The organism is Streptomyces griseus subsp. griseus, assembly GCF_003610995.1.
Lineage (GTDB): Bacteria > Actinomycetota > Actinomycetes > Streptomycetales > Streptomycetaceae > Streptomyces.
In genome coordinates this window covers 3,027,413-3,051,908 of sequence record NZ_CP032543.1, presented here as the reverse complement: position 1 = coordinate 3,051,908, position 24,496 = coordinate 3,027,413, and the positions used below count along the sequence as shown (strand labels likewise).

Genomic DNA, 24,496 nt, shown 5'->3' with positions numbered 1-24,496 from the left:
GGTGTCGGCCGTGTTGGCCGGTGTCAGCTCGTGGTCGGCCGGTATCGGCCGGTGTCAGCTCGTGTACGACTTGGCGATCTTGGTGATGAACTCCCGCGTCTGCTCGACGTTCAGAGCCTGCGCCCGCAGGTGCTCGTACATCACGCTGTAGCGCTGCACGTCGTTCGCCTTCTCCAGATAGAGGTCGCTCGTGACGCCCTCGATGTAGACGACGCTGGAGTCCGCGGCGTCCGGGAATTCGAGGATCGCGTACTGCCCGTTGATCCCGGGGTGCGCGCCCATCTCGAACGGCAGCACCTGCACGGTCACATGCGGCAGATGCGACTGCTCCACCAGGTGCTCCAGCTGGTCGATCATCACCTGGTTGTCACCGACCCGCCGGCGCAGCGCCGACTCGTCGATCACGGCCCACAACCGGAGCGGGTTCTCCGGTGCGTTGACCCGGTCCTGGCGCCGGGACCGTACGTTGACGCGCTTCTCGATGTCCGACGGCGGCGCCTCGGGCAGCGCGCCGCTGATCAGCGCCTCCGCGTACGCCCGGGTCTGGAGCAGGCCCGGAACCATCTGGGGCTCGTAGACCCGCAGGGACTCCGCGTCCGTCTCCAGGCCGATGTAGACGCTGTACGGAATGTCGCCGAAGGCGTGCCACCAGCCCTGCTGGCGCGAGTCCTTGGCCATCTGCATGAGCGAGTCGACGATGCGGACGTCCTCGACCTCGTACACCCCGCAGAGGTCACGCACGTCGCGCTGGCTGATGGAGCGGCGGCCGTTCTCCAGGCGGCTGATCTTCGACTGCGAGACCAGCAGGCGCTCCGCCACCTCCTCGGCCGTCATGCCTTTGAGTTCGCGCAGGCGGCGCAGTTCCTGGCCCAACCTGCGTCGCCTGACTGTGGGATTGACGTTGGACGGCACGGAAAGTGCACCTCCGGCTATGTAGCTGTGCGTATCTACTGCTCAGCAGATTGCCACCCCTTGCCCCGGCCGCGCTGGGAAACGGCCACAAGCAGGTGCATGCGGTATAAGCCCCCGGCCGCGCACCGGAGCACACACCGGCGCGTGCGAGAGCGTGCGCTACGGCGCGCAAGCGCACGGGGCAGCCGGTCGAAACCGGCTGCCCCGTGCGTGGTGCGGCTCCCGAACCGGGTCCTGTGACGACGGTACGGCGGTGTGCGATTGTCCGCGCGGTCCTCTGCACGGGTCCTGCTCGGGCCCTCCGGATCAGCTCGCGGCGATGTGCGCCATGCCGCTCCGGCGTGCCTGTGCTTGCGGCTGCAACGGAACGCCCGCTGCCTGCTGCGTACGGCGTGGCTGGACCGCCACCCCGTTCTGGACGTCCATCACGGCGTGCGCCACGAGGCCGCCCATGGGGTCGTGCCTGATCAGATCCCGGAGCCGGGAGCGCGATGAACGCCCCTCGTTCCCGGGGTACAGGTGCTTGCCGAGTCCGACCGCGTGGGCCAGTGCGGCGAGCGCCGCGGTCCGCGGGTCCGGTGGTACGCCGGTGCGGATCGCGCTGTCCAGCCGGACTCTGATGTCCCGGCTGATGGCTGTCTCCGTCGCCTGGTAGCGAGTCGTCGGCAGCACTCCGCACATCTGGCCCGCCACGGCATGAACCATGCCGCACCGCTCCAGATGGGCGAGATAGATCTGGCGCAGCCCCAGCCGGGGCCCGCCGATCCAGTGGACCGCCCGGACCGGGCTGCCACGACGGCGCAGCAGCTCCAGTGCGGAGTCCAGTGTCGGATCTCCGGTCGGCCGTGGCATCACCACGGCGATACGATCCCCGTCAGGGGCTATCCGTCCTGCCAGAGCCAGCTCCACTAGCTGTGCCCCGGCCAGGCCGAGGTCGAGCGACTGCGGCTGCGCTGTGGTACCCGTGGTCGGGTCCAGAGCGAGCAACAGAAGCTCCTCCGGGATTGTTCTGCGGCTCCTGCCCATCCATGCCTCCCCGCGTGGATGTCTGACAGGGTGACCCCTCTCACATTCATCTGTCGAGAGCGCCTGACTGCTTTGTACGGGAACCGGTAGGTATGTCGTTCTCGTCTAGCAGCTCGGCCAGGGGTTCACACAGGACACTGGTAGATGGTTCGGACAGCGCGGGGGTTGCCCCGCGGCGCATGAGGAGGCATCGGTGGCGGGCGAGTCCCCCGACAAAACGGAGCAGCGGAAGTCGTCGGGGACGGCTGCGGAGGAACGCGACCCGCGCTTTGCGGTGTTCCGCGAACCCGGTGCGGACGGGCCCGGTGCGGACGCGGCCGGTGCGGATGCCGCCGAGGGCGTGGCTGCCGACGAGGTGACGTCGGACACGGCTACGGCTGTTTTCCGGCCGCGGCTTCCGGAGGACGAGGCGGGGCGGCGTACGTCGGAGGTGTCGGCCGAGGCGCCCGCCGGTGAGCCTGCCGGGGAGTCCGCTCCGGCTGAGGGGGAGTCGGAGTCCGGCTCGGCTGAGGACAAGCCTGGGTCCCGCTCGGCTGAGAAGGAGCCGGCGTCCGCTGGGAAGCCCGCTTCCCGTGAGACGGAGCCTGCTTCCGCCGAGGAGGAGCCCGCGCAGGCCCCTGAGGGCGCTGTAACGCCCCAGAAGCCCGCAGAGGACCCCGAGCACCCCGAGAGCCCTGACGTGACCGCGGAGGCCCCTGAGGGCGACGCGGCCGACACGGCCGGCGCCGCTGCGGATGAGGCGGAGTCCGACGAACCCGAGCCCGGTGACGTACGGCTGCGCGCTGCGGTGACCGCGTGGGTCGATGCGGCGGCCGAGGGCGAGGGTGATGGGGAGGGCAAGGGCGAGGCTGGGGCCAAGCCCGAGTCCGGCGGGGAGCCCGAGCCGGCCGATGAGCCGAAGGCCGTCGAGGAGCCCGAGGCCAAGGAGCCCGAGGCCGCTGGTAAGTCGGTGGCCGCCGGGAAGCCGGAGTCCGCAGCCGACCCCGAGCCCGACTCCGAGCGCGACCCCGAGCCCGATTCTGGCGCCGACGAGGCCCCCGGCCCCGCCGCCGAAACCGGCGACGACCTGCGAGGAACCGACCAGCCCACGGCCGTCTTCAAGGCGCCCGCGCCCGCCAAGCGGGTCGACCGGCCGACCACCGCGCTGAAGCTGTCGCCGCAGGAGCTCCAGGAGCTCCAGGCCGCGGGCGACAAGCCGCAGAAGGACGAGCCGGAAAAGGGCAAGCCGGAGAGCGCCGTCGAGCGCACCAGCACCTTCGTGCCGCTGCGCTCCGACGACGTACGGCCCGCCCCCGCGCCCCGCGCGCCGGAGACCGAGGCGTCGACGGGCAAGCCGGACACCGACGCGGCGACCCCGGCATCGGCTTCGGCCACCCCGGCCGCGGCCCCCGCCCCCGCCGCCCCGTCCTGGGCGGCCGCCGAGCGGACCCGGCAGCAGCCGTTGCCGCCCAAGCCGCCCCTCGACCTGCTCGCCGAGCTGACGAACACCCCGCCGCCGGCCGAGACGCCGGTCCGCACGGCGGTCCGGCGGGTCAAGATCTGGACCCCTCTGGTCCTCCTCCTGCTGATCGTCTTTGCGATCGTGCAGGTGATGCGCCCGCTGCCGGAGCCGTCCCTGGAGCTCACGGCGGAGCCGGCGTACACCTTCGAGGGCGGCGAGACGAAGCTGTCCTGGCCGGGCCAGGGCCAGTCCGCCGTGCTGGTGGACGGCGTCGGGTCGCTCGGTTCCGAGGGGGCGCAGAAGCCGGCGCCCATCGCCAGCGTCGCGAAGGTCATGACCGCCTACGTGATCCTTGAGGGCCACCCCCTCAAGGGCGACGAGCAGGGCGAGACGATCACCGTCGACCAGAAGGCTGAGGACGAGTCCAAGCGCCCCGACGAGTCGACGGCGCCCCTGACCAAGGGCCAGCAGCTCACCCAGCGGCAGATGCTCCAGCTGCTGATGATCCCCTCGGGGAACAACGCGGCGCGGCTGCTCGCCCGCTGGGACGCGGGCGGCGAGGACAAGTTCATCGACAAGATGAACGACGCGGCCAAGGACCTCGGGATGACCAACTCGACGTACACGGACCCGAGCGGCCTGGAGAAGACCACCGTCTCCACCGCGGCCGACCAGCTCAAGCTGGCCCAGGCGGTCATGGAGAACGACGTGTTCCGGGAGATCGTGGACATGCCCGAGGTTGAGATCGAGGGCATAGACGGCAAGATCTACAACAACAACACGCTGCTCCTTCAGGATGGTGTGAGCGGCATCAAGACCGGCTCCTCCACCCCGGCGGGCGGCAACCTGCTCTGGTCCGCGAACACCAAGGTCGACGGCAAGGTGCTCTGGATCTACGGAGCGGTCATGGGGCAGCAGGCCGGTACGGGCAGGGTCTACGACAGCCTGGAGCTGTCCCTGCAGAACAGCCTGAAGCTGATCAAGGACGCGCAGAAGGCCCCCACCTCCGCAACCGTGGTCAAGAAGGGCGACGTGGTCGGGTATGTGGACAACGGGTTCGGCGCACAGACCCCGGTGATAGCGACCAAGAACCTCAAGGCGGTGGGCTGGCCCGGCCTGGAGGTGGAGCTCAAGGTCACCGACAGCGGCAAGGGCATCGCGCACTCCGCGAAGGCCGGCAGCGAGGTCGGCATGGTGACCGTGGGCACCGGCACCGGGAAGGTCACGGCGCCGGTGGTGCTGCAGGACGACCTCACCGAGCCGGCCTTCGGCGACAAGCTGACCAGGATCGGCTGAGCGCGCGGCGGCAGGGACGGTCGTGGAGCGGGGTGAGCGACGCCGCTCACCCCGCTCCACGTCACGGGTATGTGTCGGAGGTACGTGTTAGCGTCCCCGGACAACTGAAGGGCGCCGGGACGCGTCCTGAAAGGCGTACGGGGCCGGCGGGAAGACGGGGAGAGCCGTAGTGACCACCGCGGAGCCGAGACCCGGCCGCGAGGCGGACAGCACCACCGGGGAGATCGCCGACGGCGCCACCCCGCGCACGCTGCTGCCGTCCCCCCGTACGCCGGAATCCGGAACACCGGAATCCGGCGCGCCGGCACCCTCCGCGGCCGGAGCGCCGGAGACGGGAACGCCGGACTCCGCGGCGCCGGAATCCGGAGCATCGGAACCCGGGACGCCCGCCCCCTCCGAGCAGACCCCCCTGAACTCCGAGCAGGCCACCACCCCCCTGACCCGGCGGCTGCTGCGCCACCCCGTCACCATCGCCACGGCGGCCGCGGCCGTCACCCACGTCCTGTGGTTCCTCTTCTTCGCCAACAGCGGCGGCGACATCGCGGCGCAGGACGCCTGGGCCGAGTTCGTGGGCCGGCACCCGGGCACCGCGTACAACCTCGCCTGGTACGGGGGCATGCACCCCGTCTCGTACAGCGTGGTCTCGCCGTATCTGATGTCGGTGCTCGGCGTCCGCTCCACGATGATGATCGTGGGGACGGTCTCGGCGGCGCTGACCGCGCTGATCCTGGTCCGGGTGCGGGCCGTGCGCAATCCGCTGGCCTGCTCGCTGGCCGGGGTCTTCGCCTATCTGTGCAACGCGCTGTCGGGGCGGGTGACGTTCGGGCTCGGCATGATGTTCGCCGTCGGTGCCGTCGCCGCGGTCTTCTGCTGGCCCCACCGCTGGCGGTACAAGCGGTGGGCCAAGGCGGCCGTCGCCGCCCCGCTCGCCGGCCTGGCCACCGCCTCCAGTCCGGTCGCCGGGCTCTTCCTCGGGGTGGTCGCGGCCGCGCTCTTCCTCCACAAGCGGCGCCCCGGCGCGTACGCGATCGGGCTCGCCCCCGTGGCCGTGGTGGCGCTGTCCTCCCTCCTCTTCCCGTTCTCCGGTACGCAGCCGATGTCGCTGGGCACGGTGTCGCTGCCGTTCCTCTTCTCGGTCCTGGTCTTCGTCCTCGTACCGCGCGACTGGTCCACGGTCCGCACCGCCGCCGCGGTCTACGGCTTCGGCACGGTGCTCACCTACTTCGTCGACTCGCAGATCGGGTCGAACGTGACCCGTATGGCGATGCTGTTCGCGGGGATCGTGCTGCTCGCCGCCCTGCCGTACACGAGGCCGCGCAGCCGCCGCTGGTACGCGCTGGTCCTGGCGTTCGCCGGGCTGAACTTCTGGATCGGCTTCAAGGGCGTCGACGACATCGTCCGTACCACCCCGGACGCCTCCTGGGCCCGTTCGCTGGCCCCCCTGGTCAACCAGCTCCAGCAGGTCGGGGCCGAGCGGGGCCGGGTCGAGGTGGTTCCCGCGAGCAGCCACCGGGAGGCCTCGGCGCTGGCCACGTACAACCTGGCCCGTGGCTGGAACCGGCAGGCCGACATGAAGCGCAACCCGCTCTTCTACGACGACACGCTGAACGCGGTCAACTACCGCCAGTGGCTGGACCGCTGGGCGGTCCACTACGTGGTGCTGCCCACCGGCCGGCCGGACGGCGGGGCTCAGAGGGAGACGGAACTCGTCGGCAAGGGGCTCTCCTACCTCCGTGAGATATGGGGCGACGAGAACTGGAAGCTCTACCGCGTCCTGGAGCCGACCCCGCTCGCCGATCCGCCCGCGACGGTGGAGAAGGCGGGCGCGAACGAGCTGACGATCCGTGTCGAGTCGGCGGGCCGGGTGCTGATCCGGATCCCGCACTCGCGCTGGCTCGCCCTCGTCGACGAGCAGGGCAGGAGCCTGGAGCGGCCGGAGGAGACCGAGGAGTCCAAGCTGCGGACGCAGGAGGACGAGACGGCCCCCAGGACCTTCGACAACATCCACGGCTGCCTGAACAAGGTCGAGGACGAGGGGCCGTACGGCGACGAGTGGACCGAACTCCTCGCACCGAAGCCGGGGGTGTACCGGCTGGCGGCCCCGTACCAGCTGCCGCCGGGGACGCCCTGCCCGGAGGAGCTCAGCTGAGCGGGCGGCTCGCGTGAGCGGAGGGGACCGGCCGGGCGGAGGCGCTCGGCCGGGCGGAGAGGGCCGGTCGAGTGGAGGGGTCGGCTGAGCGGAGAGGGCCGGCCGAGTGGAGAGGGCCGGCCGAGTAGAGGGGGCGGGCTGAGCCGAACCGGCCCTTTCTGCAAGGGCGTTGCATGTCCGGCCCCTGCAACGGCCGCGATTCCGGTACGTCCCTGATCCCTGTACGGGCCATCGGTCGTGGGCCCTCCCTCTGCGGGCGCCACCCTGGCAAGGTGTCCTGTCATGAAGTGCCAACACTGCGGTGGTCAACGCGGCGCCCTGCCGGGGATGGTCTGCCCCGGCTGTGGAGCGGCCCGTTCCGGGGCAGCGGCCGGCGAAGGCTCCTGGGTCGCGAACGAGACCTTGACCGGCCGTGTCTCGACCTTGCCCCGACGACGTAAGGCCTTGCTGACAGCGGGAGTCGTGGTGGCCGCCGGCGGTCTGGCGACGGTGGCCGCGCTGCTCCTGTCGGGCGGCGGAAGCGTGGCTGGCGGCACGAGCCGTACGGACGCGGCGGGCCGGACGGGCGCCCTGCCGGACCGGATCGGGGGCGGGGCGCCGACCCGTATCGGCCCGGGTGAGGACGCCACGGGCGAGCCTGCACCCGAGGAGCCGCCGTCGGAGGAGCCGGAGGCCCCGGTTCCTCCCCCTGAGGAGGGCGGCCACCGCTTCACGGGGTGGGCCGGCCCGGGGTGCACGGTGGGGGAGTACCGGGAGTACGGCCGCTTCGAGAAGGGCGAGGCGGGCTGGTACGGGGTCGCCTCCGGGGGCTTCACCGGCGGCGGCTGCGACGGCCGGTTCAGCGCCGTCCCGATGTCGGGCAGCCCCACCGAGGACCGGGGCTCCACCGCCACCTGGTCCTGGCACCTCGGCGAGGGGTTCAGCGAGTGCGCGCTGACGGTGTTCGTGCCGGAGGGCCGCACCCGCGACGTGGCGGGCGACCCGACGGTGTACCGGGTGCTCTCCGATCCGGCCGACGCGGACAGCGCGTACACCGGGTTCGCGGTGCGTCAGACGCAGCACCGGGGGAGCCCGGTCGAGGTGGGCAACTACCCCGTGAAGAGCGACACGTTCGCGGTGCTCCTCATCGACCGGGGCCGTGACTGGGGGGCGGCGGACCGGGTGGGGGCGCACCACGCGGCGGCACAGATGGGGGTGGTGTGCAGGTGAGGGTGCGCGGCGGAGGAACCCCGTACGCCGGTGGCGCGGCCTGCACTCCAGCAGAGGACCCCGTACTCCGGCGGCCGGACGAACGACGTTGTGCCGCCCCGGACCCACCTGGTTCACTCGCCGGATGACCCTCCACTCCGCGTCCCTCGACTCCGCGACCCTCGTACGCACGCTGATCGCCGCCCAGTTCCCGCAGTGGGCGGACCTCCCGGTGGAGGCGGTCGACGCGAGCGGGACGGCGAACGCGATCTACCGGCTGGGCGACGACAAGACGGTACGGCTGCCGCGTACGGAGAGCAGCGCGGCGGACGTGCCGACGGAGCACCACTGGCTGCCCCGGCTGGCCCCGCAACTGCCCGTACCCGTCCCGGCGCCGCTGGCTCAGGGGGCGCCGGCGGAGAACTTCCCCTGGGCCTGGTCGGTCCGCACCTGGCTGGAGGGCGCGAACCCCGCCCCCGGCGAGCGCACTTGGGCACCGGAGCTCTTCGCCGCTGACCTGGGGGAGCTCGTCCTCGCGCTGCGCCGCATCGACGTCACGGACGCCCCGCCGTCGTACCGGGCCGAACCCCTCGCCTCCCGGGACGCCGGGACGCGGAAGGTGATCGCGGAGCTGGACGGTGTCCTCGACGCCGGGGCGGCGGCCGAGGCCTGGGACAAGGCGCTGACTACCACGCCCTTCACCGGCGCGCCCGTGTGGGTGCACGGGGACCTCCAGCCGGGCAACGTCCTGGTCGCGGACGGCCGCCTCGCCGGAGTGATCGACTTCGCCTGCATGGGCCTGGCCGACCCCGCCGTCGACCTGATCGCGGCCTGGTACCTGCTGCCGGCCGGGGCCAGGGAGACCTTCCGTACGGCGGTCGGGGCCGACGACGCGAGCTGGGAGCGGGGTCGCGGCTGGGCGCTGTCCATAGCGGTGATGGAGCTCGCCGCCTACCGGGAGTCGAACCCGGTGATGGCGCGGAACGCGTGGTGGGTGCTCGGGGAGATCCTCGCGGGGTGACCGGCGGAGGGGCCGGGCCGAGGAGGAGCTGACCCCCCTGCGAACAGGGGTGTCAGCCGTAGTGAGTGCGAACGCCCGGGCTCATAGCGTCTGTTGCATGAGATACGCAGAGAAGATCAGGATCCCCCACAGCCCGGCGGCCCGCACCGCCGCAGCCGCAGGGCTGGCACTCGCCGTAGGTCTCACAGCGCCACCGGCCCTGGCGGCGCCCACCCGCGTACGCCACGACGCCCCGTCCCTGATAGTCGCCGCCACCGGAGACCCCCGCACCACGTACCGGGGCAGCGTGGCCCTGCACGACCAGCTCCCCAGCTCCGGACTCCTCACCCTCCAGGGAGCCAACCGCCACGCGCTGTACGGGGAGTACGGCAACGCCTGCGTGGACACCGAGGTCAACCGCTACCTGGCGACGGGCAAGCTGCCCAGGAAGGACGAGACCTGCGTCAAGTAGGCGGCCGCCCACTCCTCACCCGGCTGAAGGGTCCCCCACTCAACGGCGACGGCCCCGGACGGGGAGTCCGGGGCCGGGTGAAAGCTCTCCCTGGGGGGATAATCCCCAGGTCAGAGCCGTAACGCGTTGTGCCCCCGGCAGGATTCGAACCTGCGACACCCGCTTTAGGAGAGCGGTGCTCTATCCCCTGAGCTACGAAGGCCGGGATCTGTACAAAAATGTGTCTAAAACGGCGCAATGCATGGAGCCGATTCTTGACATGTTTTGGACAGGTTGGTGATCGACCTGTGAGGGTCTGCTCGCCGCCGCCAGTGTAGCGGGTGGCGTGCTCGATGTACGGGGTGTGTGGCGGGCTGGGGATCTTGTCCTGGGGTCGGGTGCTGGGGTGGGGTGGCCTGCGGAGGGTGTCAGGAGTGGAGTGCGTTGAGTGCTCGGGTGATCGAGTTGTTCAGCCAGGCGTAGCCGAGGTAGATCAACAGGGCTCCCCGGGCGCCATATGCCGGGACTCGCTCATGGGGGTAGGCCTGGTCGAAGCGGGAGTGGATGGACTCGCTGTCCTGGCGGAAGCCTTTCAGGCGGCGGCCGGCGGGGGTGCTGGGAGGTACCTGGCGGAGATGTTCGGTGCGGTTGAAGCGCTGCTTCTTCGTCTTCGGGTCGACCTGCCTGTCCTCGTCGGTCTCGTCGACGCGAATCCGGATCTGGTGTGTCTTGGTGGGGCAGGGGATGGTGATGCGGTGGTAGAAGCGGGTGCTGTTCTTTCCATCACGGCACTCGAGTTCTTCGACGGGCAGAGGCGTGTAGAGCGTCTCGTTGCCGTCGATGAAGCGGCGCTCGCACACTCTGCCCTCGGCGACGTAGAGGTCGTGGGAGCAGGAGCCGTCCTTGTGGCGCAGGAGCGACTGGGGCGTGAGCCCGTCGTGCTGTGGGGTGAACACGACGAGGCCTTCGGCGATGAGGGGTGCGCGGTGCTTGCCGCGCAGGGCGGCGTCGTAGGTGACGGCCTTGGTGCCGCGGGCGCGCTTGAGGATGCGCTTGACCATGGCGACTAGGGCGACGCCTTCCGATTCGCGTTCGGGGTCTTCCTTCACAGATTTGTGGCGGATGGATTCCAGGGCGAGGATCACGCGGCTGTGAGGGGTGGCGGCCAGGCGCACGGCGGTGGAGAGGAACTTGTTGCCGTAGACCTGCTTGCCGCCGCCTTCGATGCAGATGCCGGCGTCTTCGTCGACGCGGCGCTGGCGGATCTCGCCGGTCCTCTTGTCGACCGTCTCGTGTTCGGAATGCCCGGAGGGAGGTCTTGCGACGGTGGCGTCGCCGTGGAGGACCTGCTGGCGCTCGGGGCGGACGCGGCTGGTTCTTTTGCTGGTTTCGCAGAGCATGCCGTGCGCCAGGGCCTGCTCAATCCACAGGTCGCTGCTGATGTCACGGATCTTGTCGTGAGCGGGCTTGAGGTGCCGCCGGAAGTAGTGATTCCAGTTGCTGCGGGTGGGGCCGGTCGGCCTCAGTGCGTCTGCGGCCTCGTCGCCCAGGTGTGTGCGGATTGCTGAGCGGATGCGCTTCCACCAGTCCTCATCCTGGAAGTGGGCAGCGGTCGCGCGTGCGGAGCCGAAGACGGAGATCGAGCACAGGAAGATCAGGTAGATGACGGGGGGATGGTGCGGAGGTCGGCCGACCGGTCGGGGCCCGGGCAGGGTATCGGCCGCGGCGTAGAGGTCCGGGTTATTGATCAGGTAGGCGAAACGGCGGTCGGTGATCAGGTGCGGGGCTTGCGGCCCGTGCAGTTCTGGTGGGTCGCTCTTCGCTCCGAAGGTGTCGTCGGGGATCGTTCCGTAGATGTACGGCGGCGAGGTGTTCTTGGGCTTGCGGGTGGTCTTGGACGTGCGCTTGGGGCGCGTGGCCCTGTGGGGTGTCATCGCGGATCTCCGCCGATCTTCCAGGCCAGTCCGGCGAGGTCGGCGGCGTTGTCTAGGGACGAGAGGCCGAGCCTTCGGGCGACTTCGGAGATCTGGCCGGTCTGCAGCAGCACCTGGCGGGCGACGTAGCGGGTGATGTCGCGGGGTTCGACCCTGCGGGCGGTGGTGGCGAGGCCCGAGAGCCGTGCGATGTCGTTGAAGCCAGCGCCGACGCTGGCCTGCGCCGCGTACGGGGTGGAGGAGTCGCTGGTGACGAGGCGGCGCTGGCCCGGCCGGTGCTCGGCTAGGTAGTCGGTGCGCAGGCGGAGGGCGCGGACGGCCCAGGGGCTGAGCGGGCAGGTTCGGGGGGTGGTGCGCGAGCTGCCTTCGGTGGTCACGGTGGCTAGTGCGAGGTCCAGGTCGCCGGGGGTCGCCTGAGCGGTCTCGGCGCTACCGAGGCCTGACAGCAGCAGGGCCAGCAGGGCAGCATGCCGGGTCGCAGGCATGCCGCGTTCGGAGTGGAACTGGAGTTCCTCGATTTCCGCGTCGGTCAGTTCGGCGCCTGTGCTGCGAGGCGGCCGCGGGATGGGAGGGGAGTCGAGCAGGGGCACGGCCTGGGTCATGCCGAGGGCCCGGGCGTGCGCGAAGAGGGAGGCGAGGGCGGAGCGGCGCTGCCGCCGTGTGCCGTCTTTCGGAACGAGGGTGATGTTGTCGTGGCGGTCGCGGCCGGGCGCGTCCATGAACGAGTCGGTCAGTTGTCCGGTGACATCGTCCATTCGGTGGATACCCTGGGCGTCGGCGAAGACGTCGAACCGTTCACTGATCTGGATGTAGAGGTCGACTGTCTCGATGGCCATGTCGCCGTCGGCTGCCTGCTGCAGCCACTGACGGCTGACTTCGAGCAGCACCCGGCGGATGGTGGGCCTAGCCATGCCGGACCAGCCCCTGAAGAGGGCCGGAACTCGCGCGAACGTGGGCGGGCCCGCGATCGATCGCGCTACGGTGGTTGTTCCTCGCCTTGTGTGAGGACATGCCGAAGCCCCTTCCTGCACGGCGCTGCCGGGCGGGTCGTCGGGTGGAGGTGGGAGTCCGGCAGCGCCGCACCGGCCAAGGAAGCTGGCGCTGCCGGACTGTTTTTGTGTCCCGGGGCCTAGGTGACGCGATGGCCCCGGAGTTTGGCGGTGAGGGCCGTGACGGCCGTCAGGTGACTGTGGAGTTCGAGGACCTCCGCCGAAGTCAGATGAGTCAAGTCCGCCAGCAGAACCGGTGGCAGCAGAAGCGACAACAGATCCTGATCGGGGCCCGTTCCCCCAGGTGGCTGGCCGCCGGGGGCCTCAGTACGCGGGCGAGGTACCTCCGTCTGCGGCTGCTCGGCACCGTCTTGCACGCCCTCGGAGTCAGGCTGTCGGGTGCTGCCGGACTGACACTCGTCCTGAGGCAACGGTTCCTCGGCTGCACTCGGCTCGTCGTCCTCGTTGGCAGCCTGCGGTGCCTCGTGAGGCGTGTCGGTGCTCTGGGTGCCTGTGGGCGGGGCGTCTGTGTGACTGGCGCCCTCGAAATAGTTCAGCTCGCCGGACTCCTCCACCGTGACGAGACCGACCGCGACCATCAGATCGAGTAGAACGTGGGCCTGCTTGATGCGCTCAGGCCCGGCTTTGGCCGCCACCATGAGGGTGGCCACCAAGCCCTCGCGGGAGACGGGGCCGTGTCGGCAACGGTCTCTGACCGTTCGCGCGAACCATTGCCCCCTCCACTTCGTCCTCAGGGCTCCAAGCCCTTCGGCTTCACCGCGCGCGAAGGCACGTGCGATGTACCGACCCTTCTCGCTGGGCAGATATGTCGCTCGCCGGTGCCCCTTGGTGAGCAGTCCGGTGTTCATGATGAACACCGGCACCAGTCCGCAGTTCTTGGCATAGACCCCAGTCACCGCTGCCAGTTCCTCAGCCCCTACCGGGTTGACCGCCGAGCAGGCGGCCACTGTGACTAGGAGGTACTGCTCCGCCCGCAGCTTGGGCGACGGCATCAGCCGCTCTTCAGGCCTCAGCCTGGCGCGGCCGTTGGTCGGCGGTGTTCCCGCCTGGCGAGTCGACACTGTAGATACCAATCCTTTCAAACCGGCTGGGATGGAAGCGCGACCAATCATGGGTTGCTATTGTTATAGCAACCCATGATTGTGCGGGGTGAGCAAGTCGGCATCCCGTCCGTCACACTGGTCGCATGCCCGGAGGAACGAGACGTGGAAAGAAGCCGCGCGACTATGCCGTGTCCGGCCACTGGCCGTACGCAGTGATGGATAGCGCCCGGCAGGCACAGGTCGGGCAGGCCGTAGCCCGAGCCCTGGCGGAGGCGATGGAGCGGCGCGGCTTGTCGGCCAACGCGCTGGCGACTGCGTCCGGCGTCAACCGGCAAGTCATTTCCAACATCCTTGCCGGAACCGTTTGGCCCGACATGTTTACGCTCGCAAGCATCGAGGAGACGCTCGACGAGATGCTCTGGCCGCGTCACACCGATTGGCCCGCAGGCGCTGACGGTGCCCGTCACCAGCCCACTCCCTCGCATCGGCGAAGCGGCGAGGAGTAGTAGCCGGCCGGGTCGGATAGCCGGGAAAAGTCCGATGATGCGCCTGTCATGCGAGGGTCGGCCTCTCGATCGAGGGAACGCAGGCCGAACCGGCCCCTCGCCCGGGAATTGCCCGGTAGCGTGGGGGGTACGGCCCAGAGTCGTCAGACCGCCTCCCGCGTTGATGCGTCGGCCTAGGAACCATGCCAGCGCGGGAGGCGGTCGCCTTGGGGTGCCTCTAGGCGGCCTCCGTTGCCGCGGCCGCGACGAAGTAGCAGCGACGACCATCATCCGAGTACATCTTCGCCACGAGCTGCTTCTTTGCCAGGTCGTCCATGAGCGTCCGCGCGCGATTGTGCGCCTTCCCGTCGGCCTCGACCTCCTGGCCTTCCAGCCGTACCGCGAGCAGCTTCCCGGTCCACTGCAGCGTGGGCTCACTGTTGATGATCTGCATGGCCTGCATGCCGCGAGGGCCGAGCTTCGATGCGTCAAACGCTGTCGAAGCCTTGCCGGTGTGGCTGCCTTCTTCAGCCGACGTGGCCGCCGCATCCGAACTGTCCGCAGCCTCATCGGCGCAGGCGTCGCTCCCCTTGCATTCGTCAGGATCTGGCACGTCCTTGAAACTGGCCCCACCCTCGCGCTGCCCGCTACGAAGAGCGGCTCCAGCCCGGGCTGCCGCGTGGAGCATCTCCTGAACGCGCAGCGCCTCCTCGCGAGTGAGCACCACCTGCTGGCGCGCGGAGCGCACCGCTTGCTTCTCAGCTTCCAGCGCGGCGACTCCCGACGTCAGTCGGTCGAGCATGGCGTCGTGCTGAGCCAACTCGGCATCGCACTGGTGAATCAGGGCACCCATATCCACCGCGACCCAGCTGGGATTGGCGGACGCGGCGCCACTGTCGGTGGGCTGCATGGCGATCACCATAGGGCCTCGACAGCACAGTCCCGTCCGCTCTGATAGTCACCGGGGGATCCGCCAGCAGCCCAGGGCGCGTCAGAGAGGTCGGGAGCGTGATGCCTCAGGCCCCGGAAAATCGTCGGATCACGGTAGCTCTGACCTCGTGTGACGGCCCCTAAAACTTGACGCGACCCCTGTACGCGGGTACTTGAGAACCCGACCACAGCTCAGTCTGTGAGAGGCACTCAGGAGAACGGCCCAGCCCGGATTCCCTAGGCGGGATAGGAGAAAGCCACCGGAGAGCTCGCTCGGCTAGCTGGCTCCTGCCGCAGGGCAGTGGTGACAGGTGCTCACATCCTGCAGGGTTGAACACCACCTGGGCTCAACGACCTTGAGCAACCACGCGTGGGTCCTGAGAGGCTCATTCCCACTTCATCTTCCGACCCCTCAGTGCCCTGATTCTTCCCTTCACCCTATAGAGGGGCAAGAGGAGTACGTAGGTGACAGATAGAGTTCGTGTTGCATCGTGAGGGGCGCAAGCCCTACATGACCTCCGGTCAGTCATCCCGCGCTCTCTACGGGCCCCGGGGCTCCAGTGTCTATGTCCCGCCCGGCGTGAACCTGGGCAAGGACAAAGGCGCGAGGTGCCCTGGTTGCCGGATTGATACTCCGAGCACGTTCCTCGCCACGTACAGAACCCTCGGGTCTGCCGCACGATCGGGTGACATCTGAACTGGCTTGCCCTGTAGGGCAGGTGGGAAGGATGTCGCTGTGCCCAAGCCTTATCCCCAGGAGTTCCGCGAGGACGTCGTGCGGGTCGCGAGGAACCGCGGCCCGGGCGTCACTGTCGAGCAGGTGGCCGCCGACTTCGGCGTCCACGCGATGACGCTGTGGAAGTGGATGCGCCGTGCGGATATCGACGACTGCACGAAGCCCGGGACGACCAGCCAGGAGAGCGCGGAACTTCGAGAGGCCCGACGGAGAATCAAGCTGCTGGAGCAGGAGAACGAGGTCCTGCGGCGGGCGGCGGCCTATCTGTCGCAGGCGAATCTTCCGGGAAAAGGATCTCCCCGCTCGTGAAAGAGCTGGCCGGAGACGGGGGTCCCGTCACGGTGACGTGCCGGGTTCTGAAACTCGCCCGCCAGCCCTACTATCGCTGGCTCGACCGACCGGTGACCGCTGCCGAGTTCGAACAGGCGGCTCGCGCGAACGCATTGTTCGACGCCCACCGCGAGGACCCGGAGTTCGGCTACCTCTTCCTGGCCGACGAGGCCCGCGGCGTCGGTTCTGGCATGTCCGACCGGACCGCGTGGCGGATCTGCCGCGACAACCGCTGGTGGAGCGTCTTCGGGAAGAAGCGCGGGCGATCCAAGAAGGCCGGCCCGCCGGTGCACGACGACCTCGTCCGCCGCAACTTCACGACGGACGGCCCGAACCGGCTGTGGCTCACCGACATCACCGAACATTCCACCAGGGAAGGCAAGTTGTACCTCTGCGCGATCAAGGACGCCTACAGCAAGAGAATCGTGGGCTACTCCATCGACGATCGGATGAAGTCCCGCCTGGCCGTGGCAGCCCTGGACAACGCTGTTGCCCGCCGCGACAACGTCGCCGGCTGCATTGTCCACAGCGACAGGGGCTCCCAGTTCCGATCAAGGAAGTTCGTCAGGGCGCTCGCCCGCCACCAGCTGGCCGGCTCGATAGGAAGGGTCGGGACGGCAGGCGACAACGCGGCCATGGAGTCGTTCTTCAGCCTGCTGCAGAAGAACGTCCTCGACCGCCGGCAGTGGGCCACCCGCGAGGAACTGCGGATAGCGATCGTGACCTGGATCGAAAGGACCTACCACCGACGCCGCAGACAAGCCTCGCTCGGCCGGCTGACCCCCGTCGAGTTCGAGATCGTCATGACCAAACCGGCCCTCCGGGCCGCGTGACCACACCTGTCACCCAACCCTGCATCAGACCCCTCCGTGTGATGCGCCTGCTGAAGGGGGGGTGCCTCTATGTCCTTCGTCAAGCCCGAGGTGGTCATGCGGCGGCTACCTCGGGCTGGCGTGCCTCGTAGAAGGTGCCGTCCCGGAGCATGGCGAACAGGACGCTGATGCGGTGGCGGGCGAGGCGGAGGAGGGCCTGGGTGTGGGTTTTGCCGCGGGCTCGGCAGCGGTCGTAGTAGGTGCGGGATGCGGGGTCGTGCAGGGCGGCGAACGCGGAGAGGAACATGGCGCGTTTGAGCTGCCGGTTTCCGCTTCTGGGTGCGTGTTCGCCGTGGATCGAGGTCCCGGACGACTTGGTTGCCGGTGCGAGGCCGGCGTAGGAGGCCAGGTGGGCGGCGCTCGGGAACGAACTGCCGTCGCCGACGGTGACCAGGAGGACTGCGGCGGTCCTGACGCCGACGCCGGGCAGCGACGTCAGGACCTGGGAAAGAGGGTGGGCCTCCAGCAGTTCGTTGATCTGGGCTTCCAGGGCCCGGCGTTGTTCGTGGACGGCCGCGAGCGAGCGGGCCAGGGACGGGATGACCACGTCGAGGGTTGCGGTGCCGGGGACGACGACGGTCTGTTCGTCGAGCGCGTCGAAGACGTCGTCGATGAGCCGCTGTGCCATGCGCGGGGCCTTCGGGCGGATCAGCTCGACAAGTCTGCGGCGGCCGGCTTTCCGCAGGGCGGCCGGGGATCCGTGGCGTTCCAGCAGCCAGGTGACGGCCTGGTGGTCCAGGCGTGGTCCGAGGACTCGTTCCAGGCTGGGATGGAACTGGGTGAGCAGGCCGCGTATCCGGTTGGAGGTGCGGGTGGCTTCGGCGGCGAGGTCCTGGTCGAAGCCCACGAGCACGGTGAGCTCGGCGGTGATCTCGTCGGTGAGTTCCAGTGAGCGCAGTGTGCGGGGCATGGTGCGGGCGGCGTCCGCGATCACCGCGGCGTCCTTCGCGTCGGTCTTGGCCTCGCCGGGGTAGAGGTCGGCGATCCGCCGCATCGCCAGTCCGGGCAGGTAGGCGACGTGGCAGCCCGCGTCGCGGGCCACCGCGAGCGGGAGGGCGCCGATCGAGGCGGGCTGGTCCACGACCACGAGGACGGTGCCGAACTTGTCGCGGAGCTTGTCGAAGACGGCCCGCAGTTTAGGCTCGCTGTTCGGCAGCGGCTTGTCGAAGACCTTCTTACCGGCCGGGGTCAGTCCATGGCCGTGATGAGCGGTCTTGCCGACATCCAGGCCCAGGAAGACGCCTACGCCGCTGGTGTCGATCATCGTGCCCCCACTTGCTCGATACCCGTGCTGGCCTGGGCGTCGGGGCCGTTCTCGCGCATCCACGTTATGCAGACCTGCCGCCCGTAAGCGGCCGGGCATTGCGCCCGGCCGGGCGGTGGTCGGACCTCTCATCAGCGTCTCCGACGGCACCCCTCGGGCCCGGTGACACCACCCCCCCAGGTCATCCGTTCGACAGGGGGCAACAGTCATGCCGGGCCCGGAGGCCAGCGGCCCTCTTGCAGGACCGCGAAAAACATAACGGGGGGGGGAGCCGCCAGCCGAGACACGGCCTGGAGCTCTGCTTCGCAAGCTCGATAGCTGGCCTGAACTGGCGCTTGAAACAGGGCCGCTACCGCCGCCAACGGCAAGGCCGTTACCAGGGCAAAGGCGGCGGCGCGGCGCGGACCACCGGCCGGAAAGCAAAGACCTGTCCACACCCAAACCCGCAGGGCTGCAGCGTCCGGCTGCAGCCCTGTGCACGGGCACCTGGCGAGCCCAGGTCGGTCACGTGCGACCGTGTCTACGGCGGCTTACATCACGACAATGCCGACTGGCACTCCTCGCACCGTCGTACCGCCTGCCGTGTGGTTTCCCCCTCTGTCGCGGTCGCTGGGTGGCTGCTGCTCAACCGGTTCCAGAGCCCCGTGCGGCGGTTCGGGGATACAGCCCCAGCGCGGGGCCGTCACCAACTCCTCGGTCAGGTGGGCGCAGGCCCCGAGCCGGTGCGCGTACCGCGTCGGCGAGATCAGGATCGTGTCCGCGGGGAAGCGCCGCCACTCCTGTCTGTGCTGCGGTACAGCACGTCTTTCCGATACGACCCCGTTTGGCAAGCAGGCGCATCCCAACCCGACGATGCATTCACACCGGTCGCACCGCTCTTCCTTCACAGCCGCACCCCGCCCTCAGCCCGTATTGGTGTCCACCCGGTAGACGATCTTCCCATCGAACTCCGCGAATCCCAGCGACTTGTAGAAGGCCAGGGGCCGGCCTGCCGCAGGAAGGGAGCCATGGCCGCAGCCATGCGGATGACCAGCTCATGCAGCGCGAGATTGTTCGCCCGCCGGATGCAGGCGAGGACGTTCGCCTGCTCGTTCTCCAGCCAGCCAAGGGCCGCCGTACGCGACTCCATAGGCGGCGTCTCCACCTGCGCGGCGACGCCTGGTGGCGCTGGTGCAGCGGCGCCACTGCGAAGGATGTGTCCGTTCGCGACGGCAAGGGCGGCCAAGGAGTAGGTGCAGACGTGCTGAACGGCCTGAACTTGTTCCATGGTGCCTCCCTCGTCGGCGAGACCGCGGGCGTAGTCGCGTAAGAGGTCATGAAGCCGATAACGGCTTCCAGGGTGTTCGTCGATCAGATGGGCGTCTTAGAGCGCGTCGAGTTGCTCGCGCGCCGCGGCCACCGAGACTGAGCCGAGCGCGGCACCGGCATAGGCGTCGAGGTCGGTACCAGGGTAGAAGCCGAGACGCTGGAAGAAGCGCTGCCGCTCCGGCGCGAGGTCACGGTAGGACAGGTCGAACGTCGCGGCGACTGCGCGCTCCCCGGCCCGGAGCTCTCCCAGCCGGTCCCGTGCCGCCACCAGCCGCGCCCGCAGGTCCTCGGCGCTCCACGACGGATGATGGCGCAGCCGCGCTGCAAGCAACGAAACCCCCAGCGGCAAATACCCGCACAGCCCCACCAGCTCCGCGAGCACGGCATGGTCGAGCGAGTCCGCCGGCCGCCCGCTGAGGCGTACGAAGAGGTCGACAGAGTGCTCCGGCGGCAACGCTGCCACTGGCAGGACCACCTCCTCGTACGCCGCCAGCCGCTTCCGGCTGGTCACCAGCACGAGACAGCCGCTCCCGCCCGGGATCAGGGGCTCAAACTGGCGATAGCTGGCCGCGTTGTCGAGGATGAGTAGCGCCTTCTTGTCCGCGAGCCGACTCCGCCACATGGCGGCCCGCGCCTCGGCGACCGCGCCCACGTCGTCGCCGACGGGAATCCGCTGTGCGGGCACACCGGTCGCCGCCAACAACGAAGCCAGCGCCTCGGTGGCCTGCACCGGGGTGCGTCCCGTCGTGTGCCCGTTGAGGTTCACGAAGAGCTGCCCGTCCGGAAACTGCTCCGACAGCACATGTCCCGCGTGCACGGCGAACGTGGTCTTGCCGACCCCGGGCATCCCGTCGATCACATGCACGGGCAGCGCCGAGCCGCTCTCCTGCGAGACCCTCACGGAGCGGACCAGCGCCTCAAGTTCGGCGCTCCGGTCGGTAAACGCCGCGGTGTCGCGCGGTAGCGACCGCAGCACCAAGGCGGCCCCTGGAGGCTCCGCCCCGTTCCCCGGCTGATGCGGCTCAGTGGACCGCAGGGGCGTGCGGGTCTCCGACAGTGCGGCGAGCAGCATGGTCAGCCCGACCGTGGCCCCGCCCAGCACGGCGAACGAGAACCAGGCATGTCGCTGTAACCACCCCAACCAACCTGGCCACTCCGACTCGGACACCGCGTTCGTGACGAGTCCCACGAGCATCGTCGTCACAGCACCTCCGGCTGCCACGACACCGATCGTGATCCCTTGCCGGAGTCTCATGCGTGGGCCGCCCGTCCACCGAGCGGAAAGACCGAAGTTGTCTTGCTACCACGGGCACGACACATCGAACCTAGACCAGCCCTGACCACGAAGCCCCCGAGTCCGACGCCCAACTCCCCAAGCGCATCAGCTATGGAGGACCTTGGTCAAGGCCGCCTCGGCGCAGTTACACCAGAGGTGGGTGCGGATCGTGGCCCCGAACTCACTTTGGCGGACCAGGGCGGCGACCAACATGCAGGCGATCACGTCCGGGCTCGATGCCGAGTGCGCCGCCTTTATCTGCCCAGGGCTCGATCTCGCCGGTCACACAGATGGGATCGTCGCGGTGGCTCCTAGGTAATCAGATCGCTGACCAGGGCGTGTCTGCTGGCGCTGCGGCGCCACTCTCAGCGGAGAGTGATGGGGCCATCGGGGATCCATCCTTCGACGTAACCGGTGACCAGTAGGACGATCCCCTCGGGGGAGATTTCCCTTCTTCGCCTTCGCAGTTCCTCGATACTCCATCGGGCGTGTGTGACCGACTGCTTCTCAATCGCCGATCCTTCGCCGTCGCTGATGTGGACGATGAAGACCCGCGTAGCCGTGGCTCGGTCGAACTCCCAGCCTTCACCGGTGCGCGACTGCCGGATGCCATACACCGATCCATAGCGTGGAGCCGTCACCTTGAATCGCTCCTGCAGGAACCGGGTGGCTGAGTCCAGGAAGTTGGCGCTGGCCGGCATGCGTACCTGGGGGACGGTCCAGCCGCCGCAGCATCCGCCGCACAGAAGGAGCCGTCGCTGGTCGTCCAGCAGGAGGAGGTAGGTGCGACGGTCCAAGCGGGGCCATGGGACCCAAGGGGCAGTGGAGGACGGCATGCCTCAATCTTGAGGTGATGCTGCTTGAGTAGCAAGATTTGAGTGTCGGACGGGTGAGCTGTGATGCAGGGAGGGCCGGGCTGAGGTGCGCCACCCTGAGCGACTTGATCGAAGGGCGGTCAAGGTTGACCACCATGCGATCGCCGGGCAGGCCCCCGATTGAGCCTTCATCTGAGTCGGAGCGATTCATGTAGCGCAGGCTCCTGGCGCGCGAGGGGGCTGCTCAGACCGGAATGCACGGGGGCTGGCTTCTCGCCCTGGCGGTGACCGGACCGTCGGTTGGTGCGACCCGGACGGGGAGTCGCCATATTGATCGTCTCGTGGTGGTGGCGGGGCCGCCTGTGGCAGGGCTTCGGCGTAGTCAGCCCTGGTCCGGTTGGTGACGGTTCATTGACCGGTAGGTGTTCCGGAGGTAGGACAGGCGCGGATTTCCAAGATCATGGAGTTCTCTACGCCTCGTGACCTGCCTGGAAGACCGTGCCTGCCGACGCATCATTGCCGATTCCGCCTGCCCTTGACCATCTCCGCGGGCAGCCCGGCGTCGGGCCCGGGGAGGTGGCGGGCCTGCTGGAACGGCTGGCCGAGGTGCCGGACCCACGGGACCCTCGCGGTGTGCGTCACGCGTTGGCCATTGCCCTCGCCCTGGCCGCGTGCGCGGTGCTGGCGGGGGCGACTTCGCTGCTGGCAGTCGGCGAGTGGATCGCGGACGCGCCGCCCCAGGTGCTGGAACGGCTCGGCGTGCGCCCCGATCCGGTGCTGCCCAGGCGGCTGGGTGCCGGCCGAGACGACGGTGCGCCGCCTGCTCGCGCGCGTCGACGGCGACGCCCTGGACCGGGCGGTGGGCGGCTGGCTCGCCGACCGCTGCCCCGTCGGCTCCGGGTTGCGCGGACTGTCCGTGGACGGCAAGTCGCTGCGCGGCGCGGCCAGGGCGAGGGGACGGAAGATCCACCTTCTTGCGGCGGTGGAGCACAACACCGGCCTGGTCCTGGCCCAGTTCGACGTCGGTGAGAAGACCGGCGAGACCACCTGCTTCCAGCCGCTGCTGGACACCGTCGCCGACCTGGCCGGGACGGTCGTCACCAGCGATGCACTGCATACCCAGCGCGAGCACGCCGGCTACCTTCTGGGCCGGCGGGCCCACTCCATCGCGATCGTCAAGGGCAATCAGAAGAAACTGCGCAAGCAGCTGAAGTCCCTTCCCTGGAAGGGCATCCCGCTCCAGGGGCGCACGCGCGGCAGCGGCCACGGCCGCGTGGAGATCCGCCGAATCAAGGTCGCCACCGTGAACAACCTACTCTTTCCCGGCGCCTGCCAGGCCGTCCAGATCAAGCGCCGCCGCACCGACCGCAAGACCGGCAAGACCACCATCACCACCGTCTACGCGGTGACCAGCCTGGCCGCCGAGCAGGCCGCCCCCGCCCGGCTCGCACAGCTGGTCCGGGATCACTGGAAGATCGAGGCCCTGCACCACGTCCGCGACACCACCTTCGCCGAGGACGCCTCCCAACTGCGGACAGGCAATGCACACCGAGCGATGGCGACTTGGCGCAATCTCGCCATCGGCGCCATGCGGCTGGGCGGCGTCAAGAACATGGCCGCCGGCCTCCGCCGCAACGCACGCAACGCCTGCCGACCCCTCGCGTTCCTCGGCCTCGCATGATCACAAACCGGACGTCATCCAGTCTTTGCCGAAGCCCTGGGTCCGACGGCTGAGGTTCATCTACTCTGTCGTCATGGCATGCAGGGTATGTGGACTCGATGGGCACAACAACCGCACATGTCCGGGTGAACACCCCACGTGTCCGAACTGTGGTAAGCCGACAGCCAACATGAGCGACTACTCCGAGCGACACGACAGCGATTACTGCTCTCCGTTTACCTCCTCCGATTGCTGGGGGTGACGCGCGGTGACAGCGCTTGTCTGTACAGGGTGTGACGATCCCGTCGAGAACGCGACTGACTGGGACGACGAGTCTCAGATGTGTAGTGCTTGCTATGAAGTCAGCGGCGGCCCCACGTACTGCTGCGGCGTTATGTACGACGATGACGAAGACACCTGTAGGAGTTGCGGCGACCCGCTTTAAGGGACCGTTGTGCTCCAACGTTGCGTCGCGGGCCTGCGACGCAACGCCCGCGATCCCCGATGGCCCCTCGCACTCCTCGGCCTCGGATGATCACAAACCGGACGCAACGCGACTACGCCGAGGCCCTGCCGCCTGTGGCGGGTCAGTGGTGGTTGTTGTAAGTGAGGCTCGCGATGGCGTCGTGGCTGTGGATGCTTTCCAGGTTCTTCGCCGTGACGGTGTGGGTCAGCCCTTTGTCTCGGCAGGTGAGGCTTATGTCCCGGATGATGTCTTCGACGAACACGGGGTGGTCGTAGGCCTGCATGGTGACGACGCGTTCATCAGGCCGCTTGATAAGCGGGATGACGGGAGCGGAGCCAGTGGCACGCAGCATCTGGATGATCTCGTGGACCGGTAGGGGATAAGGGGTGTCGTCGGTGCCGGTGATCTCCAGGGTGATCTCGCTGCGTTGGTTGTGGGCGCCGTAGTCGGAGATGGCTTTGGAGCAGGGGCACAGGCTGGTGACGTGCGTGGTCACCGAGGTGGTGACAGTGCATCCGGAAGCGGTGATGCGGCCGGTGACGGTGACGTCGTGGGCCTGCCAGGATTCCCGCTGGCTGGCGGGGGCGGTGACAGCCGTGGCGATGGGCAGGGTCAGGGTGAGGGTGAGAGCCGGTGCATCGAGCAGGGCGAGGCCACGCTTGAGAGCGATGGGAAACTCCTGCGGGGTCAGCGTGGCGACTTCCTCGTGCACGAGCGCGATCATGCGGCTCATGTGGGTGCCGCGCCGGTCGGCTTGCAGGCCGACGGTGACGCTGATGTCAGCAATGCCCTTCTGTCGGGTGTAGCCGTCGTCGAAGGTGAGGGGGTAACGCAGGCCGCTGATGCCCACCTCGTCGATGGAAATGCCGCGGCGGTCGGCTTCGTTTTGGATGTCGTGCATGCC

At 69.0% G+C, this 24,496-nt stretch carries 17 protein-coding genes, 1 tRNA gene and 3 pseudogenes; 9 read left to right on the top strand and 12 right to left on the bottom strand.

Annotated elements, in window-relative coordinates; all coding sequences use genetic code 11:
* Positions 1-54 precede the first annotated feature (54 nt).
* Complete coding sequence (locus D6270_RS13765) at positions 55-912, bottom strand: helix-turn-helix domain-containing protein (RefSeq protein WP_093692006.1); 858 nt, start codon at positions 910-912, stop codon at positions 55-57.
* Between the two features lie 306 nt (positions 913-1,218).
* A complete protein-coding gene (locus tag D6270_RS13760) occupies positions 1,219-1,938 on the bottom strand; it encodes a GOLPH3/VPS74 family protein (RefSeq protein ID WP_109165129.1) in 720 nt (239 codons plus the stop codon).
* A 193-nt stretch (positions 1,939-2,131) separates the two neighbouring features.
* Here D6270_RS13760 and D6270_RS13755 point away from each other — a divergent pair, with 193 nt between their 5' ends.
* From D6270_RS13755 to D6270_RS13735, 5 genes and pseudogenes are all read left to right on the top strand, one after another.
* Entirely contained in the window at positions 2,132-4,675 is a 2,544-nt protein-coding gene (locus D6270_RS13755; protein WP_109165130.1) for a D-alanyl-D-alanine carboxypeptidase, read from the top strand.
* A gap of 169 nt (positions 4,676-4,844) precedes the next feature.
* Positions 4,845-6,824, top strand: a complete 1,980-nt coding sequence (locus tag D6270_RS13750) for a DUF8823 domain-containing protein (RefSeq protein ID WP_109165131.1) — start codon at positions 4,845-4,847, stop codon at positions 6,822-6,824.
* Positions 6,825-7,151: 327 nt separating this feature from the next.
* Positions 7,152-8,033, top strand: coding sequence for an adhesin (locus D6270_RS13745; RefSeq protein WP_109165132.1), 882 nt, complete (start codon positions 7,152-7,154; stop codon positions 8,031-8,033).
* A 124-nt stretch (positions 8,034-8,157) separates the two neighbouring features.
* Positions 8,158-9,033, top strand: a complete 876-nt coding sequence (locus D6270_RS13740; RefSeq protein WP_109165133.1) for an aminoglycoside phosphotransferase family protein — start codon at positions 8,158-8,160, stop codon at positions 9,031-9,033.
* A gap of 208 nt (positions 9,034-9,241) precedes the next feature.
* Positions 9,242-9,484, top strand: a pseudogene (locus D6270_RS13735) (alpha/beta hydrolase); the annotation flags it as partial.
* A 129-nt stretch (positions 9,485-9,613) separates the two neighbouring features.
* Here the strand turns inward: D6270_RS13735 and D6270_RS13730 are convergent.
* The 4 genes from D6270_RS13730 to D6270_RS13715 all read right to left on the bottom strand — a co-directional run bounded on the left by D6270_RS13730 (position 9,614) and on the right by D6270_RS13715 (position 13,399).
* Positions 9,614-9,686, bottom strand: a tRNA-Arg gene (locus D6270_RS13730).
* Between the two features lie 205 nt (positions 9,687-9,891).
* Positions 9,892-11,397, bottom strand: coding sequence for a hypothetical protein (locus D6270_RS33040; protein WP_225976846.1), 1,506 nt, complete (start codon positions 11,395-11,397; stop codon positions 9,892-9,894).
* Positions 11,394-12,308, bottom strand: coding sequence for a site-specific integrase (locus D6270_RS13720; RefSeq protein WP_109165134.1), 915 nt, complete (start codon positions 12,306-12,308; stop codon positions 11,394-11,396). Before D6270_RS13720 ends, D6270_RS33040 begins: the two co-directional genes overlap by 4 nt.
* Positions 12,309-12,526: 218 nt before the next feature.
* Positions 12,527-13,399, bottom strand: a complete 873-nt coding sequence (locus D6270_RS13715; RefSeq protein WP_109165135.1) for a hypothetical protein — start codon at positions 13,397-13,399, stop codon at positions 12,527-12,529.
* A gap of 194 nt (positions 13,400-13,593) precedes the next feature.
* Between D6270_RS13715 and D6270_RS13710 the strand changes: the two genes are divergently transcribed.
* A complete protein-coding gene (locus D6270_RS13710) occupies positions 13,594-13,956 on the top strand; it encodes a helix-turn-helix domain-containing protein (RefSeq protein WP_225976845.1) in 363 nt (120 codons plus the stop codon).
* A gap of 217 nt (positions 13,957-14,173) precedes the next feature.
* Here D6270_RS13710 and D6270_RS13705 read toward each other — a convergent pair whose 3' ends face one another.
* Positions 14,174-14,845 (bottom strand): hypothetical protein, encoded by a 672-nt coding sequence (locus D6270_RS13705; RefSeq protein WP_225976844.1) that lies wholly within the window; start codon positions 14,843-14,845, stop codon positions 14,174-14,176.
* 756 nt (positions 14,846-15,601) lie between these two features.
* On the opposite strand from D6270_RS13705, the gene D6270_RS13700 reads away from it, so the two are divergent.
* A protein-coding gene (locus D6270_RS13700; RefSeq protein WP_225976843.1) for an IS3 family transposase occupies positions 15,602-16,764 on the top strand; the annotation gives its coding sequence in 2 pieces (ribosomal slippage) (positions 15,602-15,868 and positions 15,871-16,764; 1,161 coding nt in all).
* 94 nt (positions 16,765-16,858) lie between these two features.
* Here D6270_RS13700 and D6270_RS13695 read toward each other — a convergent pair.
* The 4 genes from D6270_RS13695 to D6270_RS13675 form a co-directional block, all read right to left on the bottom strand.
* Positions 16,859-18,067 carry an IS110 family RNA-guided transposase gene (locus tag D6270_RS13695; protein WP_109165139.1) on the bottom strand — a complete coding sequence of 403 codons (1,209 nt, stop codon included), beginning with the start codon at positions 18,065-18,067 and terminating at the stop codon, positions 16,859-16,861.
* Between the two features lie 883 nt (positions 18,068-18,950).
* Entirely contained in the window at positions 18,951-19,334 is a 384-nt protein-coding gene (locus tag D6270_RS33035; protein WP_225976842.1) for a hypothetical protein, read from the bottom strand.
* Positions 19,335-19,430: 96 nt separating this feature from the next.
* Positions 19,431-20,570: an NB-ARC domain-containing protein gene (locus D6270_RS13680; RefSeq protein ID WP_225977051.1), complete on the bottom strand. Its 1,140-nt coding sequence runs from the start codon at positions 20,568-20,570 to the stop codon at positions 19,431-19,433.
* Between the two features lie 446 nt (positions 20,571-21,016).
* Entirely contained in the window at positions 21,017-21,448 is a 432-nt protein-coding gene (locus D6270_RS13675) for a hypothetical protein (protein ID WP_158650514.1), read from the bottom strand.
* A 516-nt stretch (positions 21,449-21,964) separates the two neighbouring features.
* Between D6270_RS13675 and D6270_RS33810 the strand changes: the two are divergent.
* Together D6270_RS33810 and D6270_RS13670 are read left to right on the top strand one after the other, a co-directional pair.
* Positions 21,965-22,180, top strand: a pseudogene (locus tag D6270_RS33810) (transposase family protein); the annotation flags it as partial.
* Positions 22,098-22,988 (top strand): annotated as a pseudogene (locus D6270_RS13670) (ISAs1 family transposase); the annotation flags it as partial. The pseudogenes D6270_RS33810 and D6270_RS13670, both read left to right, overlap by 83 nt.
* A gap of 725 nt (positions 22,989-23,713) precedes the next feature.
* Here D6270_RS13670 and D6270_RS13665 read toward each other — a convergent pair.
* Entirely contained in the window at positions 23,714-24,493 is a 780-nt protein-coding gene (locus D6270_RS13665; protein ID WP_109165141.1) for a GTP cyclohydrolase I FolE2, read from the bottom strand.
* Positions 24,494-24,496 lie beyond the last annotated feature (3 nt).

What these genes read in the sequence shown, in the direction of transcription:
- D6270_RS13760 (WP_109165129.1), bottom strand. Translation starts at nt 1,938, where the DNA reads ATGGGCAGGAGCCGCAGAACAATCCCGGAGGAGCTTCTGTTGCTCGCT.
- D6270_RS13745 (WP_109165132.1), top strand. Translation starts at nt 7,152, where the DNA reads ATGGTCTGCCCCGGCTGTGGAGCGGCCCGTTCCGGGGCAGCGGCCGGC.
- D6270_RS13740 (WP_109165133.1), top strand. Translation starts at nt 8,158, where the DNA reads ATGACCCTCCACTCCGCGTCCCTCGACTCCGCGACCCTCGTACGCACG.
- D6270_RS33040 (WP_225976846.1), bottom strand. Translation starts at nt 11,397, where the DNA reads ATGACACCCCACAGGGCCACGCGCCCCAAGCGCACGTCCAAGACCACC.
- D6270_RS13720 (WP_109165134.1), bottom strand. Translation starts at nt 12,308, where the DNA reads ATGGCTAGGCCCACCATCCGCCGGGTGCTGCTCGAAGTCAGCCGTCAG.
- D6270_RS13715 (WP_109165135.1), bottom strand. Translation starts at nt 13,399, where the DNA reads ATGCCGTCGCCCAAGCTGCGGGCGGAGCAGTACCTCCTAGTCACAGTG.
- D6270_RS13710 (WP_225976845.1), top strand. Translation starts at nt 13,594, where the DNA reads ATGCCCGGAGGAACGAGACGTGGAAAGAAGCCGCGCGACTATGCCGTG.
- D6270_RS13705 (WP_225976844.1), bottom strand. Translation starts at nt 14,845, where the DNA reads ATGCAGCCCACCGACAGTGGCGCCGCGTCCGCCAATCCCAGCTGGGTC.
- D6270_RS13695 (WP_109165139.1), bottom strand. Translation starts at nt 18,067, where the DNA reads ATGATCGACACCAGCGGCGTAGGCGTCTTCCTGGGCCTGGATGTCGGC.
- D6270_RS33035 (WP_225976842.1), bottom strand. Translation starts at nt 19,334, where the DNA reads ATGGAACAAGTTCAGGCCGTTCAGCACGTCTGCACCTACTCCTTGGCC.
- D6270_RS13680 (WP_225977051.1), bottom strand. Translation starts at nt 20,570, where the DNA reads ATGCTCGTGGGACTCGTCACGAACGCGGTGTCCGAGTCGGAGTGGCCA.
- D6270_RS13665 (WP_109165141.1), bottom strand. Translation starts at nt 24,493, where the DNA reads ATGCACGACATCCAAAACGAAGCCGACCGCCGCGGCATTTCCATCGAC.